Annotated in this window: 12 protein-coding genes, 1 tRNA gene and 1 pseudogene; 4 read left to right on the top strand and 10 right to left on the bottom strand. The window is 70.3% G+C overall.

The annotated features are described in order from the left end of the window. The 3 genes and pseudogenes from AC08OP_RS00665 to AC08OP_RS00675 form a co-directional block, all read right to left on the bottom strand. A pseudogene (locus tag AC08OP_RS00665) lies at window positions 1-679 on the bottom strand (TldD/PmbA family protein); the annotation flags it as partial. 44 nt (window positions 680-723) lie between these two features. Beyond that, a complete protein-coding gene (locus AC08OP_RS00670) occupies window positions 724-2,292 on the bottom strand; it encodes a TldD/PmbA family protein (protein ID WP_476612415.1) in 1,569 nt (522 codons plus the stop codon). A 283-nt stretch (window positions 2,293-2,575) separates the two neighbouring features. After that, complete coding sequence (locus tag AC08OP_RS00675; RefSeq protein WP_476612416.1) at window positions 2,576-3,370, bottom strand: Cof-type HAD-IIB family hydrolase; 795 nt, start codon at window positions 3,368-3,370, stop codon at window positions 2,576-2,578. A 147-nt stretch (window positions 3,371-3,517) separates the two neighbouring features. Between AC08OP_RS00675 and AC08OP_RS00680 the strand changes: the two genes are divergently transcribed. Both AC08OP_RS00680 and hisG read left to right on the top strand, forming a co-directional pair. Next, window positions 3,518-3,856, top strand: a complete 339-nt coding sequence (locus AC08OP_RS00680; RefSeq protein WP_462202602.1) for a phosphoribosyl-ATP diphosphatase — start codon at window positions 3,518-3,520, stop codon at window positions 3,854-3,856. Window positions 3,857-3,896: 40 nt separating this feature from the next. Continuing rightward, on the top strand, window positions 3,897-4,745 hold the full coding sequence (gene hisG / locus AC08OP_RS00685) for an ATP phosphoribosyltransferase (protein ID WP_476612417.1): 849 nt from the start codon (window positions 3,897-3,899) through the stop codon (window positions 4,743-4,745). A 16-nt stretch (window positions 4,746-4,761) separates the two neighbouring features. Here the strand turns inward: hisG and folE are convergent, their stop codons facing one another. The 5 genes from folE to dacB all read right to left on the bottom strand — a co-directional run bounded on the left by folE (window position 4,762) and on the right by dacB (window position 12,580). Then, on the bottom strand, window positions 4,762-5,502 hold the full coding sequence (folE, locus tag AC08OP_RS00690) for a GTP cyclohydrolase I FolE (protein ID WP_476598882.1): 741 nt from the start codon (window positions 5,500-5,502) through the stop codon (window positions 4,762-4,764). Next, on the bottom strand, window positions 5,499-7,760 hold the full coding sequence (gene ftsH, locus AC08OP_RS00695; protein WP_476612418.1) for an ATP-dependent zinc metalloprotease FtsH: 2,262 nt from the start codon (window positions 7,758-7,760) through the stop codon (window positions 5,499-5,501). Before ftsH ends, folE begins: the two co-directional genes overlap by 4 nt. A gap of 235 nt (window positions 7,761-7,995) precedes the next feature. Further along, window positions 7,996-9,765: a hypoxanthine phosphoribosyltransferase gene (gene hpt / locus AC08OP_RS00700; protein ID WP_476612419.1), complete on the bottom strand. Its 1,770-nt coding sequence runs from the start codon at window positions 9,763-9,765 to the stop codon at window positions 7,996-7,998. 109 nt (window positions 9,766-9,874) lie between these two features. Beyond that, on the bottom strand, window positions 9,875-11,014 hold the full coding sequence (locus tag AC08OP_RS00705) for a zinc-dependent metalloprotease (RefSeq protein WP_476612420.1): 1,140 nt from the start codon (window positions 11,012-11,014) through the stop codon (window positions 9,875-9,877). Between the two features lie 114 nt (window positions 11,015-11,128). After that, window positions 11,129-12,580, bottom strand: coding sequence for a D-alanyl-D-alanine carboxypeptidase/D-alanyl-D-alanine endopeptidase (dacB, locus tag AC08OP_RS00710; protein WP_476612421.1), 1,452 nt, complete (start codon window positions 12,578-12,580; stop codon window positions 11,129-11,131). Between the two features lie 517 nt (window positions 12,581-13,097). Between dacB and AC08OP_RS00715 the strand changes: the two genes are divergently transcribed. After that, window positions 13,098-13,637 (top strand): inorganic diphosphatase, encoded by a 540-nt coding sequence (locus AC08OP_RS00715; RefSeq protein WP_476612436.1) that lies wholly within the window; start codon window positions 13,098-13,100, stop codon window positions 13,635-13,637. A gap of 178 nt (window positions 13,638-13,815) precedes the next feature. Here the strand turns inward: AC08OP_RS00715 and AC08OP_RS00720 are convergent. Further along, window positions 13,816-13,887, bottom strand: a tRNA-Thr gene (locus tag AC08OP_RS00720). A gap of 331 nt (window positions 13,888-14,218) precedes the next feature. On the opposite strand from AC08OP_RS00720, the gene AC08OP_RS00725 reads away from it, so the two are divergent. After that, window positions 14,219-14,953: a response regulator transcription factor gene (locus AC08OP_RS00725; RefSeq protein WP_011438663.1), complete on the top strand. Its 735-nt coding sequence runs from the start codon at window positions 14,219-14,221 to the stop codon at window positions 14,951-14,953. On the opposite strand, the gene AC08OP_RS00730 is transcribed toward AC08OP_RS00725, so the two are convergent. Next, entirely contained in the window at window positions 14,935-15,846 is a 912-nt protein-coding gene (locus AC08OP_RS00730) for a PSP1 domain-containing protein (protein ID WP_476612422.1), read from the bottom strand. The two genes, AC08OP_RS00725 and AC08OP_RS00730, sit on opposite strands and share 19 nt — an antisense overlap. Between the last annotated feature and the right edge of the window lie 51 nt (window positions 15,847-15,897).

The following is a 15,897-nucleotide window of genomic DNA, read 5'->3' on the forward strand; positions in this document are numbered from 1 at the left end:
CGGTGAAGTCACGGGTCGACTGGCCGTGCCAGACCGAGCCACCGGGAACGCCGCTCTTGGCGTTCCACTCCACGCTGCCGGTCGGCTGGCTGTACCGCAGCCGTAGCCCCGTCGACGTCCCGAGCCACGTGGTGGTCAGATTGTGCTCGGCGAAGCCGAACAACCGCCGCCCGCCCGCCCGCGCCGCGGCGAACGCCTCCGCGAGGTCCCGGGCGAAGGAGGCGAACACCGTGGTGCTGGTTCGGGCGGCCGGATCGGTGAAGGCCTCGGCCGCGCCGCCCGCCGACCCCGCACCCGCGCCGACGGCCGTTGTGTCCAGCCCGAGCAGGTCCGTGTAGTCCTCGGCATCCTCGGCGTCCCGGGCCGCGTCCTCGGCGGCGCGGACGAGCTCCGCGAGGCCGTCGGCATCGGTGGGATGCGGCAGATCGGTGGGACGCGCGGTGGGGCGGCCGCCGGGACCGGGGGAGTCGATGGTGGAGGCCGTCCGCACCCCGAACGAGCGGCCGATGACGCTGATAACGGTGATCGACCGGTCCCGGCTGGCGCCGTTGGTCGTCAACGTGTTGTTGGCCCAGCGCAGGTTCACCGCACTGGACTCGGTGGCGATCACTACGCAGCCGTCCGCCTTCGACAGGCCCAGGGCGCGTTCGACGATCTCGTGGGCGGCCTCGCGCACCATGCTTCCTCCGTCGGCTGAGACTGGTTCCGGTCCGGCCGGCCGGCTCATCGACCGGCCTCTCGGCGAGCATTGAGGATGTTGGTGCCGCGGAACAGAGCCGACGGGCAGCCGTGGCTGACGGCCGCGACCTGGCCGGGTTGGCCCTTGCCGCAGTTGAACGCACCGCCCAGCACGTAGGTCTCGGGGCCTCCCACGGCCTCCAGGGACCCCCAGAAGTCGGTCGTCGTCGCCTGGTAGGCGACGTCGCGGAGCTGGCCGACGATGCGACCAGAGCGGATCTCGTAGAACCGCTGGCCGGTGAACTGGAAGTTGTACCGCTGCATGTCGATCGACCAGCTCTTGTCCCCGACGACGTAGATGCCGCGGTCGACCCGGCTGATCAGCTCCTCGGTCGACGGGCCGCCGGGCGCCGGGAGCAGGGAGACGTTCGCCATCCGCTGGATCGGCACATGGGCGGGGGAGTCGGCGAACGCGCAGCCGTTGGAGCGGTCGACACCGAGCACGGCGGCATTGCGGGCCGCCATCGCCCGGTCGAGCTGATACCCGACGAACTGGCCGTCGCGGACGATGTCGAACCGGCGGGTCTGCACGCCCTCGTCGTCGTAGCCGATGGTCGCGAGCCCGTGCAGGGCCGTGCGGTCCCCGGTGACGGTCATCGCCGGGGAGCCGTACCGCAGCGTGCCCAGCTGGTCGAGGGTGACGAAGGAGGTACCGGCGTAGGCGGCCTCGTAGCCGAGCGCCCGGTCGAGCTCGGTGGCGTGCCCGATCGACTCGTGGATCGTCAGCCACAGGTTCGACGGGTCGATGACCAGGTCGTACGGCCCTGGTTCGACCGAGGAGGCCCCGGACTTCTCGGCGAGCAGACCTGGGATCAGGTCGATCTCGCTCTCCCAGTCCCAGCAGCCGGCCGCGGGGCCCGCCACCAGCCACTCCCAGCCGCGACCGACGGGCGGGGCGATCGTGCGCATCGACTCGAAGCCGCCCGCGGGATCGACCCGGGTCGCCTCGATCTGGCAGATCACCCGCACCCGCTGCTGTGTCGTCGTGGTCCCGGTCAGGTCGGCGTAGTACTTGTTCTCCATCACCGCGCTGAACCGGCCGTCGACATGGTCGACATCGTGCGCCGCGAACAGCGTCCGACACAGGCCGCCGACCCGTTCGACCCGGTCCCGGGCGTCGACCGCGAACGGGTCGGTCGCGTAGGCCGAGACCCAGACCGCGTCGGTGTGGGTCGGTTCCGGGGCGAGTTCGACCGGTTCGGAGTTGAGCGGGGCGGCGACCTGGGCCATCGCGACGGCCTCGCGGGCCAGCCGCGCCGCCTCGTCCGTCGTCAGGTCGACGCCGGCGGCGAAACCCCAGGTGCCGCCGTGTACCACCCGGACAGCCAAACCCAGCGTCGCGCCTTCATGGCGACTTTCCAGCGAGGCGTCGCGGAACGACAGCGAGGAGTCCTTGAGCCGTTCGATGCGGATGTCGGCGTGCGTCGCGCCGAGATCACGTGCGGTCTGCAGAGCCGCGTCGGCGAGTGCGGTGCGCGGCAGCGCGAGGAACTCGCCGTCGATCTCGTGAGCCGGTAGCCCGGATGAGGCCGAGTTCTGGACGAGGGTTGCCATGCCCCTATCCTGGCCCGTCTGTGCGACGGATGTCGGGGCGGCATGCTCGGGTGTCGGGGCGGCATGCTCGGATGACGCTGCGCATGCAGACACTGCGAGAGCGCGAGACCGGGAGGCGCTGCCGCGTCCGGATCCGGCCGGGCAGGCATCAACGCCGCGGTCCGCCGGGAATCCCCGTCGTCGGCCGGGAACCGGCCGGAGGGTATTCACGAAGAGTGCCCGGCCCGGTATGCGGCCCGGTCGGGATCGGGATGGACCAGAATACCCAAGAAGATCATCATGGTTATGGGAAAAGACGCTCCAGGACGATCGCGACCCCGTCCTCATCATTCGACACGGTGATCTCGTCGGCGGCGGCCAGCACTTCGGGATGGGCATTCGCGACGGCGACCGCGTATCCGGCCCAAGCGAACATCGGTAGATCGTTCGGCATATCTCCGAACGCGATGACGTCGGCGGCGACCACCCCCCGTCCGGCGGCGAGCTCAGCCAGTGCCACCGCCTTCGACACCCCCGGTCCCGCGATCTCGAGAAGGTCCGCGCTGGAGGTTGTGACGACGGCGTCCATCCCGGCGAGTTCGACGATGGCGTCGTACACCTCCGTAAACGGAGCGCCGCCCCGCCGGACAAGCAGTTTCGTCGCCGGCAGGACGCCCAGCAGCTCCGAGAACTCCGCGACGATCTCCTCGGGATCGGGCCACATCGTCTCGAAGGCGGGTTCCCGGCCGAAGCGCACGCCGCTCTCGACCGCGAACACCGCGTCGGGAACCGTGGCGCGGATCGCCGCCGCCAGCCGCAGGGCCGTGGCCGACTCCAGGCAGCGCTGGCTGACCGGCTCGCCGGAGTCGAGATCGAAGACCAGCGCGCCGTTCGCGCAGATCGCGAGCCCAGAGACCTCGGTCTGGGCGACGACGCCGGCCATCACCCGACTGGGTCGTCCCGTCACGAACACCACGGTCGCCCCGGCGCGTTCCACCCGGCGCAGCGCCCCGCGGGTGCGTTCGGACACCGTGCCGTCGCTGCGGATCAGCGTCCCGTCCAGGTCGGTGGCGACGATCGCGGGCGGAAGCACAGTCATCAAGTCAACCAGCAACATGGCGGCCGGTGGAGGGACTCCGTCGCACCGGCTCGCCGGCTGGCCGCGGAGCGCGTGTCTGTGGTCGTCGTGTGCCGCTCCGCGCCGCGGGTCCGCGGGGCGGAGGTCGTCCGCCCGGTGACGGGTAGCATGCCGAGCATGGTCCCTGCCGATCGGCCCGCCGTGCCATCCGTCGGCGCATCCGATTCGTCGAATGTATCCAACCTGAAAACATTCGACGAACTCTTCGTCGAGCTTGCCGAGAAATGGCGGCGTCGGACACCCGGCTCGGGAACTGTCGCCGCGCTCGATCAGGGCGTCCACCATCTGGGCAAGAAACTGGTCGAGGAGGCCGCTGAAGCGTGGATGGCGGCCGAGCACGAAGGCCGGGGAAGGGCCGCCGAGGAGATCTCCCAGTTACTCTACTGGAGTCAGCTGCTGATGATTTCTCTAGGCCTTTCGTTGGACGACGTATACTCCCATCTGTGATCGATTCCCTGTCCTTTCTCGTAGACGCTGAGTAGTGACGATGCTTCGTATCGCGGTTCCGAACAAGGGGGCGTTGTCGGCCGCCTCCGGTCAGTTGCTCTCCGATGCCGGCTACCTCGCGCGGCGCGAGGGGAGCGAGCTGGTGGTCGCCGACGTCGAGAACGACATCGAGTTCTTCTTCCTGCGCCCTCGGGATATCGCTGTCTACGTCGGGTCGGGTCGGGTCGATCTTGGTATCACCGGGCGTGATCTCCTCCTCGACAGCAATGCCGCCGCCGAGGAGCTCGTTCCGCTTGGATACGGGTTCGCCACGTTTCGTTACGCCGCTCCGGAGGGGACGCTCGCGGACATCGCGGAGCTCGCCGGCAAGCGGATCGCGACGTCGTTCCCCGCGCTGGTCCGGGCCGACCTTGCCGGTCGGGGGGTCACCCCGGGTGGCATCGTGACTTTGGACGGTGCGGTCGAGACGGCGGTGCGGCTCGGCGTCGCCGACGCGGTCGCCGACGTGGTCGAGACCGGCCGTACGCTCAAGGCCGCGGGTCTGGAGCTGCTCGGCGAGCCGGTCCTGCGCTCGGAGGCCATCGTGATCGCCAAGAGGGGCGCCGATCTGTCCCCTTCGCATGAGCGTCTGCTGCGCCGGATCCAGGGGGTTCTGGTCGCCCGGCGGTACGTGATGATGGACTACGACGTTCCGACGGCCGTGCTCGACAAGGCATGCGAAATCACACCTGGCTACGAGTCCCCGACGATCTCTCCGTTGCAGCGCGAGGACTGGGTCGCGGTGCGGGCGATGGTGCTGCGCGCCGAGGTCAACCGCATGATGGACGATCTCTGGGAGCTGGGTGCCCGGGGCATCCTCGTCTCCGGGATTCAGGCCTGCCGCCTGTAATCCCTGCTACCCGGAGCTACCTGTGCAGGATGAGCGACATGCCCTCGTTGCGGGTAGCGGTGCTGAGGAACTGGCCACGCACCGCGGATGTCACCGTGGTGGCCCCGGGCTTGCGCACACCGCGCATCGACATACACAGGTGCTCCGCCTCAATGACGACCATCACTCCGCGCGGGTCGAGCACCTCGACGAGGGCGTCCGCGATCTGCGAGGTCAGCCGTTCCTGGACCTGCGGGCGACGGGAGTAGAGGTCGACCAGCCGGGCGAGCTTCGACAGGCCCGTGATCTGGCCCTTGCTGTTGGGGATGTAGGCGACGTGCGCCTTGCCGGAGAACACGACCAGGTGATGTTCGCACAGCGACGAGAAATCGATGTCACGGACCAGCACCATCTCGTCGTGGCCCTCATCGAAGACGGTGGTCAGGACCTCGGAGGGATCCCGGCCAAGACCCTCGACGGCTTCCCGGTACGCCCGCGCGACCCGGTCCGGGGTCTTGCGAAGACCCTCGCGGTCCGGGTCCTCGCCGATCCCGATCAGTAGCTCACGAACTGCGCGTGCGACTCGGTCATGGTCGAAGGGACGGGCCTGCCGCGGCCTGCCATTGCCCGGCGCCGGGGTTGACACAGCCGGTCCGTCGCCGTCGGCGATGGGGTCCGGGATGCCGAAACCGTCCATTCCTGGGGCCTCCGCCGCGGGAGATGATTCACCTCGTCGTTCGCCCGCGGCAGTGGACGCCTCGTCGGAATAAGACGTCAACGGCGTCTCCTCTCGTCGTCGCTCGGCCAGCTCGGCGGGGCCCACGGGTTGGCGATCCTCGGCCCGTCATGGGCCGGACCTTCGCCTCCGGGGGGCGCCGGCGTGCCCTGGCCCTGGGGATAACCGTGCTCCCCGGGGCTGCCATTCCCACCCGGACCACCGACATCCGTGCCGTGCGGTACGCCCCCGCCCGGACCGGACGGGTCGACCCCGGGGCCCGAGCCCGCGGGTGCCCCCGGCACGCCGGCGGGCTGACCGTGACCGCCGGCCCTGTTGCCCCCGGTTCCATTGCCGCCCGGTCCGCGTCCGGCGGCACCATTACCGTGGCCCGGGTCGTTCACCAGGTCGGCGACATCCGCCGTCAGCAGGCCGAGCTCGGCCGGAGTCTGCACCGGTGGCCGGTCGGAGGGGACGCGACGCCCCACCCCGGTGTAGATGCCACGCACGGGGCGTTTCTGGACCGTCGCGAAGACCTCGGCGACCTCGTCCTTACTCAGCGTCTCGGTGTCCATCAGCCGCAATACGAGGTTGTCCAGGACGTCCCGGTAGGTCACCAGGATCTCCCAGGCCTCGTCGTGTGCGGCCTCGATCAGCCGGCGCACCTCGATGTCGATCTCACTGGCGACCTCCTCGGAGTAGTCGCGTTGGTGGCCGACCTCCTTGCCGAGGAAGACCTCGCTGTTCTCGGTGCCGAACTTGATCGCGCCGAGCTTGTCGCTCATCCCGTACTGGGTGATCATTGCTCGCGAGATCTGGGTGGCCTTCTCGATGTCGTCGCTCGCCCCCGTGGTCGGGTCGTGGAACACCAGCTCCTCGGCGGTACGCCCGCCGAGGAGGACGGCGAGGCGGTCGAGCATCTCCGAGCGGGTCGAGAGGTACTTGTCCTCCAGGGGAAGCTGCATCGTGTACCCGAGCGCGCGCCCCCGGGGCAGGATGGTCACCTTGTGCACCGGGTCGGAGTTGGGCAGCGCGTGCGCGACCAGGGCGTGGCCGCCCTCGTGGTAAGCGATGCGCTTCTTCTCCTTGTCGCTCATCGCGCGGGTCTTGCGCTCCGGTCCCGCCATCACGCGGTCGATGGACTCCTCGAGCAGCGCCGACGAGATGAATTTCAGGTTGGAGCGGGCGGCCAGCAGGGCCGCCTCGTTCAGTACGTTGGCGAGATCGGCACCGGTGAACCCGGGGGTCCGCCGGGCGATGACCATCATGTCGGCGTCCGGGCCGATCGGCTTGCCCTTGGAGTGCACCCGCAGGATGGCCTCGCGGCCGAGCAGGTCCGGCCGGTCCACGACGATCTGCCGGTCGAAGCGGCCGGGCCGCAGCAGGGCCGGGTCGAGGATGTCGGGCCGGTTCGTCGCGGCGATGAGGATGACCCCGCCCTTGACGTCGAACCCGTCCATCTCGACCAAGAGCTGGTTGAGCGTCTGCTCCCGCTCGTCGTGGCCACCGCCGAGTCCCGCTCCGCGGTGGCGGCCCACGGCGTCGATCTCGTCGACGAAGACGATGGCGGGCGCATTGGCCTTGGCCTGTTCGAACAGATCGCGGACCCGGCTGGCGCCGACACCGACGAACATCTCGACGAAGTCGGAACCCGAGATGGAGTAGAAGGGCACCCCGGCCTCACCCGCGACGGCCCGGGCCAGCAGCGTCTTGCCGGTTCCCGGCGGGCCGTAGAGCAGGACCCCCTTGGGGATCTTGGCTCCGATCGCCTGGAACTTGCCCGGGTTTTCGAGGAACTCCTTGATCTCCTCGAGCTCCTCGATGGCCTCGTCCGCACCGGCCACGTCGGCGAACGTCGTCTTCGGCGTGTCCTTGCTCACCAGCTTCGCCTTGGACTTGCCGAAGTTCATGACCCGGTTACCGCCGCCCTGCATCTGGTTCATGAAGAAGAACAGCAGAAGGACGACCAGCAGTACGGGCAGCAGGTTCAGCAGGAGCGAGACCAGGATGTTTCCACGGTCGACCGAGACGTCGTAGGCGACCCGCTTGTTGCGGAGCTCGTTCGCCAGGACGACACCCTGTTCGGTGACATAGGACGACTCGAACTTCTGGCCGTCCTTCGTCTGGATCTGGATGAGCTGCTTCGAATCCTGGATCTTGGCCTTCGCCACCTGGCCTTCGTCGATCTGCTGCTGGACGAAGTTCAGGTCTCGCTTGCCGTACTCACTGGGACCCGAGAGGACACCCGTCGTGAGAATGATCACGAACAGGACCAGGAGCAGCAGTGGCACCCAGCCGCGGAAAATTCTTCTTGGAGTCATCTGTCTGGAGCACCGGACACGAGCGCTCCACCCTCCTGACGTGTGTGCTGCCCTCGATCGGGATTCCCTTGTGCCGAGGGTACCGCCGGTGCGCGCATCTCACCGCGCGTACATCCGACCAACGGATCGGCGGCCCGCGCTGTTCCGATCGTGGCGGTCTGATGGTGTTCGGTGTTTCGCTCGTGGCGGATGCGGCGATCGAGGGCGTATCCGAGCGGGCGGAAGGCCGGCAGGTTCAGGCCGGGGCGCCCCGCTCGATCGCCGCGGGTGTGAGGGTCCCGACAAACGGCAGGGTTCGATAATACTCCGAGTAGTCAAGACCATACCCGACGACGAACGCGCCGGGAATATCGAAGCCGACATATCGGACATCTACGTCCACGGTGACAGCTTCGGGCTTACGGAAGAGCGCCAGGACCTCGAGCGAGGCGGGGCCGCGTGAGCGCAGGTTCTTCAGCAGCCAGGACAGGGTCAGCCCGGAGTCGATGATGTCTTCGACCACCAGGACGTCCCGGCCCTCGATCGACCGGTCCAGATCCTTGAGGATGCGCACCACGCCGGACGAGGAGGTCGACGACCCGTACGAGGAGACCGCCATGAACTCCATGGTCAGCGGGACCGTCAGCGCGCGGGACAGGTCCGCCATGACCATGACGGCGCCCTTGAGCACGCCCACGAGCAGGATCTCCCGGCCGGCGTAGTCGGCGTCCACTCTGGCCGCGAGCTCGACGATCTTCGCGGCGATCTCGTCCGAGCTGACCAGGACCTCGGCGATGTCGGGATGGGGGCTGTGCCGGAGGCCGTCATGGGCGCCTCCGGCGTCGGGGGTCGTCGTCGCGGTCTGACTCACCTGGTCGTCCTCCTCGATGTGTGGCGCGGTGGCGGCATCCGGCTGTCCGGCGGCGGGGCCGGCTGGCGATGGTGGAGGAACCACCGGCCCGGTCAGCGTGACCCTGTTCTCCCATCGCCGGGCGAGCACGCCGGTGGGAAGCGGTACCGGCTTCTGTCCGCGCCACCGCGTTACCAGCTCCTCCACCGCCCAGATGTGCTCCGCGCGCAGCGCGGAGGCCGACGCTCCGACGTCGATGGCCGCCCGGCGCAGCAGCCGACCGCGGAGCGCCGCGGTGAGCCCGGCCAGTGCGGCGACGTCGAAGGCGACCTCGCCGGTGCACGGCCGGCCATGAGCCATGACGACCTTGCCGTAGACCTCGGCGGCCATGGCGTCCAGGGCGTCCGCGTCGGCCCGCAGCAGATCGGCACTGCGCGCCAGCGACTCGGCGATGCCCGGGCCGAGCTCCGTCTCCAGCACCGGCAGGACCGTGTGACGCACCCGGGACCGGGTGAACGCCGGGTCCCGGTTCGTCGGGTCGTCCCACACCTCGAGCCCCTCGGCGAGGCAGGCGGCCCTGGTGTCCGCGCGGCGGATCCCGAGCAGTGGCCGGCGAAGCAGGCCGTCGTCGGCCGACATCCCCCCGAGGGACCGGGCGCCCGCGCCCCGCGCGAGCCTCAGCAGCACCGTCTCGGCTTGGTCGTCCAGCGTGTGGCCGAGAAGCACCGCTTGGGCGCCGAGCCGATCGGCGGCCGCCGCGATCGCGGCCCGCCGTGCCTGTCGGGCGATCCCCTCGGAGCGAGCAGTGTGCTCGGTCAGGACCTCCACCGGATCCAGGCCGAGGGCCCGACCCTGGCGGGCGACGCGCTCCGCCCGTTCGGGTGAGCCGGCGTCCCAGCCATGATCGACCGTGACCATGCCGGCCCGCAGGGCGCGGCGGGGGGCGACGAACGCGAGGGCCGCGGCGAGTGCCAGGGAGTCCGGGCCGCCGGAGCAGGCGACCAGCACCAGTCCGCCGGGTGGCAGGTCGGTGACCGCGCGGCGAACCGCCAGCCTGACTGCCGCGACCGCGGGAGCGGGAGATCTCGACGAGTGAACCGTGCGCGGAGCCGGATCGCCCGGTCGGACGTCGCCGGCATGGCCGGCGTGGTCCTCACCAGCGATCGGTGGGGTCACAACGTCGGCCGGAAGGCGGACGTGGAACAGCCCGGGGAGGCGGTGACCCCGACGACCCCCGCGGCCCCGACGACCCCGGCGACCATGGCGGCCCCGACGACCATGGTGCTCACGCCGAGGTCGGCGGGCGGCTGCCCAGGACCCGTTGCATCCAGGCGGTGGGATCGACCAGCTCGGCGCGGGTCGGCAGCGCCGCCGGTGACTCCCAGACGGTGTTGAAGCCTGTCACCCCGGCCTGCGCGACCACCGCACGCACGAACGCCCCCCCCTGGCGGTACTGCTGCAGCTTGAGATCGAGACCGAGGAGCCGGCGGACGAACCGGTCGATCGGCGATCCCCCGCCGCGGCGACCCTCGAACTTCGTCCGGATGTCGGCGACGGTGGGTACAATCTTCGGCCCCACCGCGTCCATCACCTGGTCGGCGTGGCCCTCCAACAACGTCATGATGGCCTGGAGGCGGTCGAGAACCGCTCGCTGGGCCGGGGTCTGCAGCGCCTCCACGACGCTCGGGCTGTCGGCTCCCCGGTCGAACACCGCCCCGCGCAGCGCGCTCATCGCCGAGCGGACGCGGTCCGCGAGGACGTCCGGATCGAGGTCCGTGGCCTCAATGAACGCGGTGATCTCGGACTCCAGGTGGGTCCGCAGCCACGGCACGGCGGTGAACTGACTGCGATGGGTCTGCTCGTGCAGGCATACCCACATCCGGAAGTCCCGCGGCACGACCCCCATGGCTGCCTCGGCGTGCGCGATGTTCGGTGCGACCAGGCTGAGGCGCCCGACCGACCCCGGCACCCCGAGCGACCCGGGCACGTTGAGCGGACCCGGATCGTCCCTCCCGGCCTGGTACTCCTCCGGCGGCAGGAAGACCTCGTACTGGCCCAGCACCTTGCCGGCCAGATAGGCCAGGGCTGTGCCGATCTGGACCCCCGTGACCCGCCGACCGACCGCCGCGGCGAGGTTGCCGCGCTGCTGTTCGGACAGTTTGTCCAGCAACGGGGAGGTCAGCACCCGCAGACCGGCGACGTTGGAGCGGACCCACTCCGGCCGGTCCACCACGGTGATGGGGGTGGCTGGCCCGGCGGGAGTGAGCCGGGTGTAGTCCTCGACGTGCCGCTCGGCCTCGACGGCCAGTTGCCGCAGCTCGGAGACGACCTCGCCGGCCTGCTCCCGCGAGATCTGCGGGCCGGGGCGAACCAGTTTTCTCGCCGTCGTCACGGCGAGTTCCCAGTCGACCAGCTCGGCGTCCACGAATCTGAGCGTACCGGGCTCGCCTGTCGTCCGCGTCCGGTCATGGACCGTGCCGAGAACGGGACGGGACGCGCCGGGGGGCGCCGACGGTCCCGCTCGGGCCGACGGTCCCGCTTAGGCCGGTGGGCGCGATGCTGCCGGTGGGCGCGATGGTGCCGGCGGGATTGCCGCGGTCGTCGACCGGGCCGGGGTGCATCCGCAGCCGGCGAGCGCCGCGGCGGCCCGGTCGAGGGCGGCCTTGGTGCCGCCCGCCTCTTCGGCGGGCGAGAGGAACGTGAAGAGGAGCAGCCTGCCGTCCGCGTCGACGAGCTGGCCCGCGAGGCTGCTGACGTTGTGCAGAGTGCCGGTCTTCGCCCGGACATCGCCCGCTCCGATGGCGGTGTCGCCAGTGGTGTAGCGGTCACCCAGCGTACCGGAAAACCCGGCTACCGGCAGCCCCGTGAGAACGGTGCGCAGCGCCGGCCGACCGGGGAGGACGGCGGCGCGCAGGATGGCCACAAGGGTCATGGGCATGATCAGGTTCGCGATGGACAAGCCGCTCACGTCGGCCAGTGCCATCCCGGCGACGGGGATGCCTGCCTCGGCGAGGACGCCCCTCACCGCGTGGGTGGCGCCGGCGAACGAGGCGGGCAGGCCCCGCCGGTGGGCGACGAGCCGTCCCAGGCTCTCGGCGAGATCGTTGTCTGACTGGGTGAGCATGCGTTCGACCAAGACCCGCACCGGAGGGCTGTAGACCGCCGCGACCCGCTGCGCGGCCGGGTCCGCCGGGCCGGTGGCCACCGATCCGACGGATATTCCGGCGGTCGTGAGCGCCGCGGCGAAGGCCGTGGTCGCGGCGGCGGCCGGGGTGGGGCTGCGCGGTCCGGCGGCTCCCGGTGCCGACCGTCCGGCGTCGACCTCCAGCGCCGAGACCGGGGCGACGTCCCCGTCGGTCACGTAGTTGTCGCGCCATCCCGGCGCCCGGTCCGGACCGACGAACAGCCCTCCGTCGCCGATCACCCGAGCCGCCGAGGTGATACCCGCGGCCCGGACCTGAGCGGCGAGATCGCTCAGCCGGGCCAGGGCCGGATAGCCGTCGGGCGCGGTGGAGGCGGTCAGGGTCGGATCCCCGCCGCCGACGAGCCACAGTGTTCCGCCTGATGCGCGGGCGTTCCCGCCCGCGGGCGGGCTGTAGACCACCGTGGTCCGCAGCCGGTCGTCGGGGAAGGTGGTCAACGCGGCGGTGGCGACCGCGGTTTTCAACGTGGAGGCCGGTGCCACGGGGATGCGGGACCGGACGTCAAGGAGCACCCGACCCGACTGCGCGTCGACGACGAAGGCCGCGGGCCGCGCCAGGACGGGATCACCCAGCGGACCGGCGAGGCGGGCCGCCACCGCCGCGGGCCGCGGGATCGGCGCGGCCGGATCGAGACCGCCGAGTACCGCGGTGCCCGCGCGGTCGGACCCGCTGCCGGCGAGCTCCGCGGCTGACCCGGTGGTGGGACCGACGGACAGGGACCCGGCGAGCAGCGCGCCGGCCAGGGCGGTGAGCCCCCCTACCCGGGCGACCGGTGCGGCTGACGTCACTAACCGACACTACGCAACCAGCGGGCGGTCGGCGACGGCGCGCCGGGTGAACCCGGATCCGTCGCCGCGGGCATGCCCGGCGGTGTCCCGCCGCGGTAGGACACCAGGGTTTGCAGTGGGACACCAGGGTTTGCGGCGGGATGCCAGAGGTGTCGTGCCGGCGGGCGGCACTGGTACGAAGAACGCCCCACCGGGCGTGTCGCCGGTGGCCATCATGGTTCCGGCGCCCGGGAGATCCGGCGGTGGAAACGTGGTGGTGCCGACGGTGCGGTTCGGGTGGGAGGCGGCGTCCGCGACACTAGGTGCGCCGTCGTGGGTGTGATGCCTCGTTGCGGTCACTGGAGAGTGGGTGGCCCGCGCCCCGGGCGGGGCACATCCGCCGCCTGGCAGAGCACGACGTACGGCACGAGCACGACGTACTGCGCCATGAGCACGGCACGGCTTGAACGAGCACCATGTGACAAACGGCGATCGCCCCGGTGCGGACCGGGCGAAGACGAAGGAGACAGGGAGCGGAGTGGACCTTGAGTTCGATGTGACCATCGAGATCCCCAAGGGGCAGCGCAACAAGTACGAGATGGATCACCACACCGGCCGTATCCGGCTTGACCGGATGCTGTTCACCTCCACCCACTACCCGTCGGACTACGGGTTCATCGAGGGAACCCTCGGGCGCGACGGTGATCCGTTGGACGCCCTCGTCCTGCTGGAGGAGCCGACGTTCCCGGGCTGCCTGGTGCGGTGCCGGACGATCGGCATGTTCGAGATGACCGACGAGAAGGGCCCGGACGACAAGGTTCTCTGCGTGCCGGTGGCCGACGTCCGGCAGGAGCACCTGCGGGATCTGCGGCACCTGCCGGAGTTCGACCGGTTGGAGATCCAGCACTTCTTCGAGGTCTACAAGGACCTCGAGCCCGGTAAGTCGGTGGAGGGCGCCTCCTGGGTGGACCGCAAGGAGGCTGAGCGGGAGATCCTGGCGTCCATCAAGCGGCTGCGCGAGGCGGAGGCCGGGGAGGTGGACGGGCACGACCAAGAGGCCGAACCCAGGTCGGCCTGATCCCTCCGTCCGGTTTGTGGTATCCGTAACGACCTGTCCCACGTCCCAAGCGGGGTGGGACAGGTTCAGGAACCCACGGGACGAGCCCAGAGCGATGCAAGTTGACAGGTCATGGACCGGTGAGCTGTGAGACCATGATCCCTGTTAACTGGGCCATGCCCTGGTGGGAGGGGGAGCGAGCCGGAGGCGGGGATTGAACCCGCGACCTATCGCTTACGAGGCGATTGCTCTGCCACTGAGCTACTCCGGCGAACGGCCAGGATCACACTGGCCCGGGTCGAGTATGCCAGATGCGTGGGCGGGCTCGACCCGGCGGTGGTCCGGTGGTTGTGCGCGGGCCGAGATGCCCGCCGTCGCCCCGGATCCCAGCCCTCCACGGTGACGCCACCAGCGGCGGGCACGTTCTGGAAGGCCTCCGTCTCAGGCTGTCATGGCGAGGGATGCGCTATGTCGCCAAAATGGCCCTGAGTCGGCAAATTATTCGCTTTATGTTACATTTGGCTAGCTTTGGATGCTGCAACACCGTAAATCACCACCCCCGGTCGCAGTGGTTCCGGTGAGGATGCGTAGGGTTTCGCACCATGACCGGGGCCGGAGACGCTGCACCAGCAGCGACGACGCGAGGAGCCTCGCTCCTCGTCGCTGAGGACGATGAGGCATCTCGCATAGCACTTGCGCGCAGTCTGGAGAGATTCGGTTATCGGGTGCTGGAGGCCGCGGACGGCGAGGCCGCTCTTCGGCTCTTCCAGACCACCGAGATCGATCTGGTGGTGCTGGATGTCGCGATGCCCAGGATGGACGGCTTTGCCGTCCTGAGCCGCCTCCGCCAGACCAGCGAGGTTCCGGTGATCATGCTCACCGGGCGGGCCGAGGAGGTCGACCGGGTGGTCGGCCTCGAGCTGGGCGCGGACGACTACGTCGTGAAGCCCTACTCGCTGCGAGAACTGGTGGCCAGGGTGCGTGCCCGGCTTCGCCGGCGGCCGGCGGAACCGCCGCCGCAGCGCACCGGGGACGGCAGCGACCCGCTCGTCTACGGAGACGTCTCCATCGACCTGCGGGCCCGCGAGGTCGCCGTCGCCGGGGAGCGCATCGATCTGACCGCGCGCGAGTACGAGCTGCTGGCCTTCCTCGCCCGGCATCCTCGGCGGGTCTTCAGCCGGGAGGAACTCCTCGAGCAGGTGTGGGGCACGCGGTTCCAGGACCCCGCCACCGTCACCGAGCACGTCCGGCGGGTACGAACCAAGGTCGAGGGTCGTCCACCGCAGCGCCGGCTGGTCACGACCCTGCGCGGGATGGGCTACCGCTTCGACCCGTGACGTCCTCCCCGCCGGGCCGTCGTTTCCCCGCCGGCTGTAGAGGTGCTGTCCGGGGGGGAGCATCCCGCTGGGCCGCCGGGGTAAGCGGCGTCGTGGACCTGCCGGGAGGCGCAGGCATCCGCGCGGTCGCACGAGGTCCGGCCCCCGCCGTCGAGAACCACGACCACCTGCTGGCGCGGAACATCGTGCCGCACGACCCGGCCCGCACCGTGTGGGGTCGTCGCCCGGTCTCCGACCGCGGGCACGGCTTCGGCGAACTCCTCGTAGAGGGGATGTTCGTAACGCAGGCAGCACATCAGCCGGCCGCATGCCCCGCTGATGCGCATCGGATTGAGGGCGAGGTTCTGCTCCTTGGCCATCCGCAGGCTCACCGGCTCGAAGTCGTTGAGAAAAGTAGCGCAGCACAGGTCGCGGCCGCAGGAACCGATCCCGCCTTGAACCCGGGCGCTGTCGCGGGCGGACAGTTGCCGTAGCTGGACCCGTGCCGCCAGCGTCCGGTTGAGATCCCGTACCAGCTCACGGAAGTCGACGCGGCCCTCCGCGCTGAAGTAGACCGTGTAGCCGCCGGTGGCCATCACGTGGTCGACGCCGACGATCTTTATCGGCAGGTCATGCTCACGGGCCAGGCGACGGGCCGCGACGCGCGCCCGGGCGCGCCGGCGCCGGGAGACCTGCTCGCGCTGGATGTCGGACGCGTCGGCCATCCCGACGAGCACCGGCAGGTCGCCGATGTCGTCGCTGACCCACTGGGGCGCCCACATGCAGGTGGCGACCTCGGGGCCCTCCTCGCTGGGGACGAGCACCCGGTCGCCGACCCGGGGGCTGCAGGAACCAGGATCGGCATAGTAGAGCTTGCCTCGTGGGGAGAACGCCACCGCGCACATCATCGGCATCCGACCGGTCACCTCCCTGCGCCCGCCCGCCGGGTCCCGCCCGGGCGGACA

Source organism: Frankia sp. CeRuru1 (assembly GCF_977966315.1).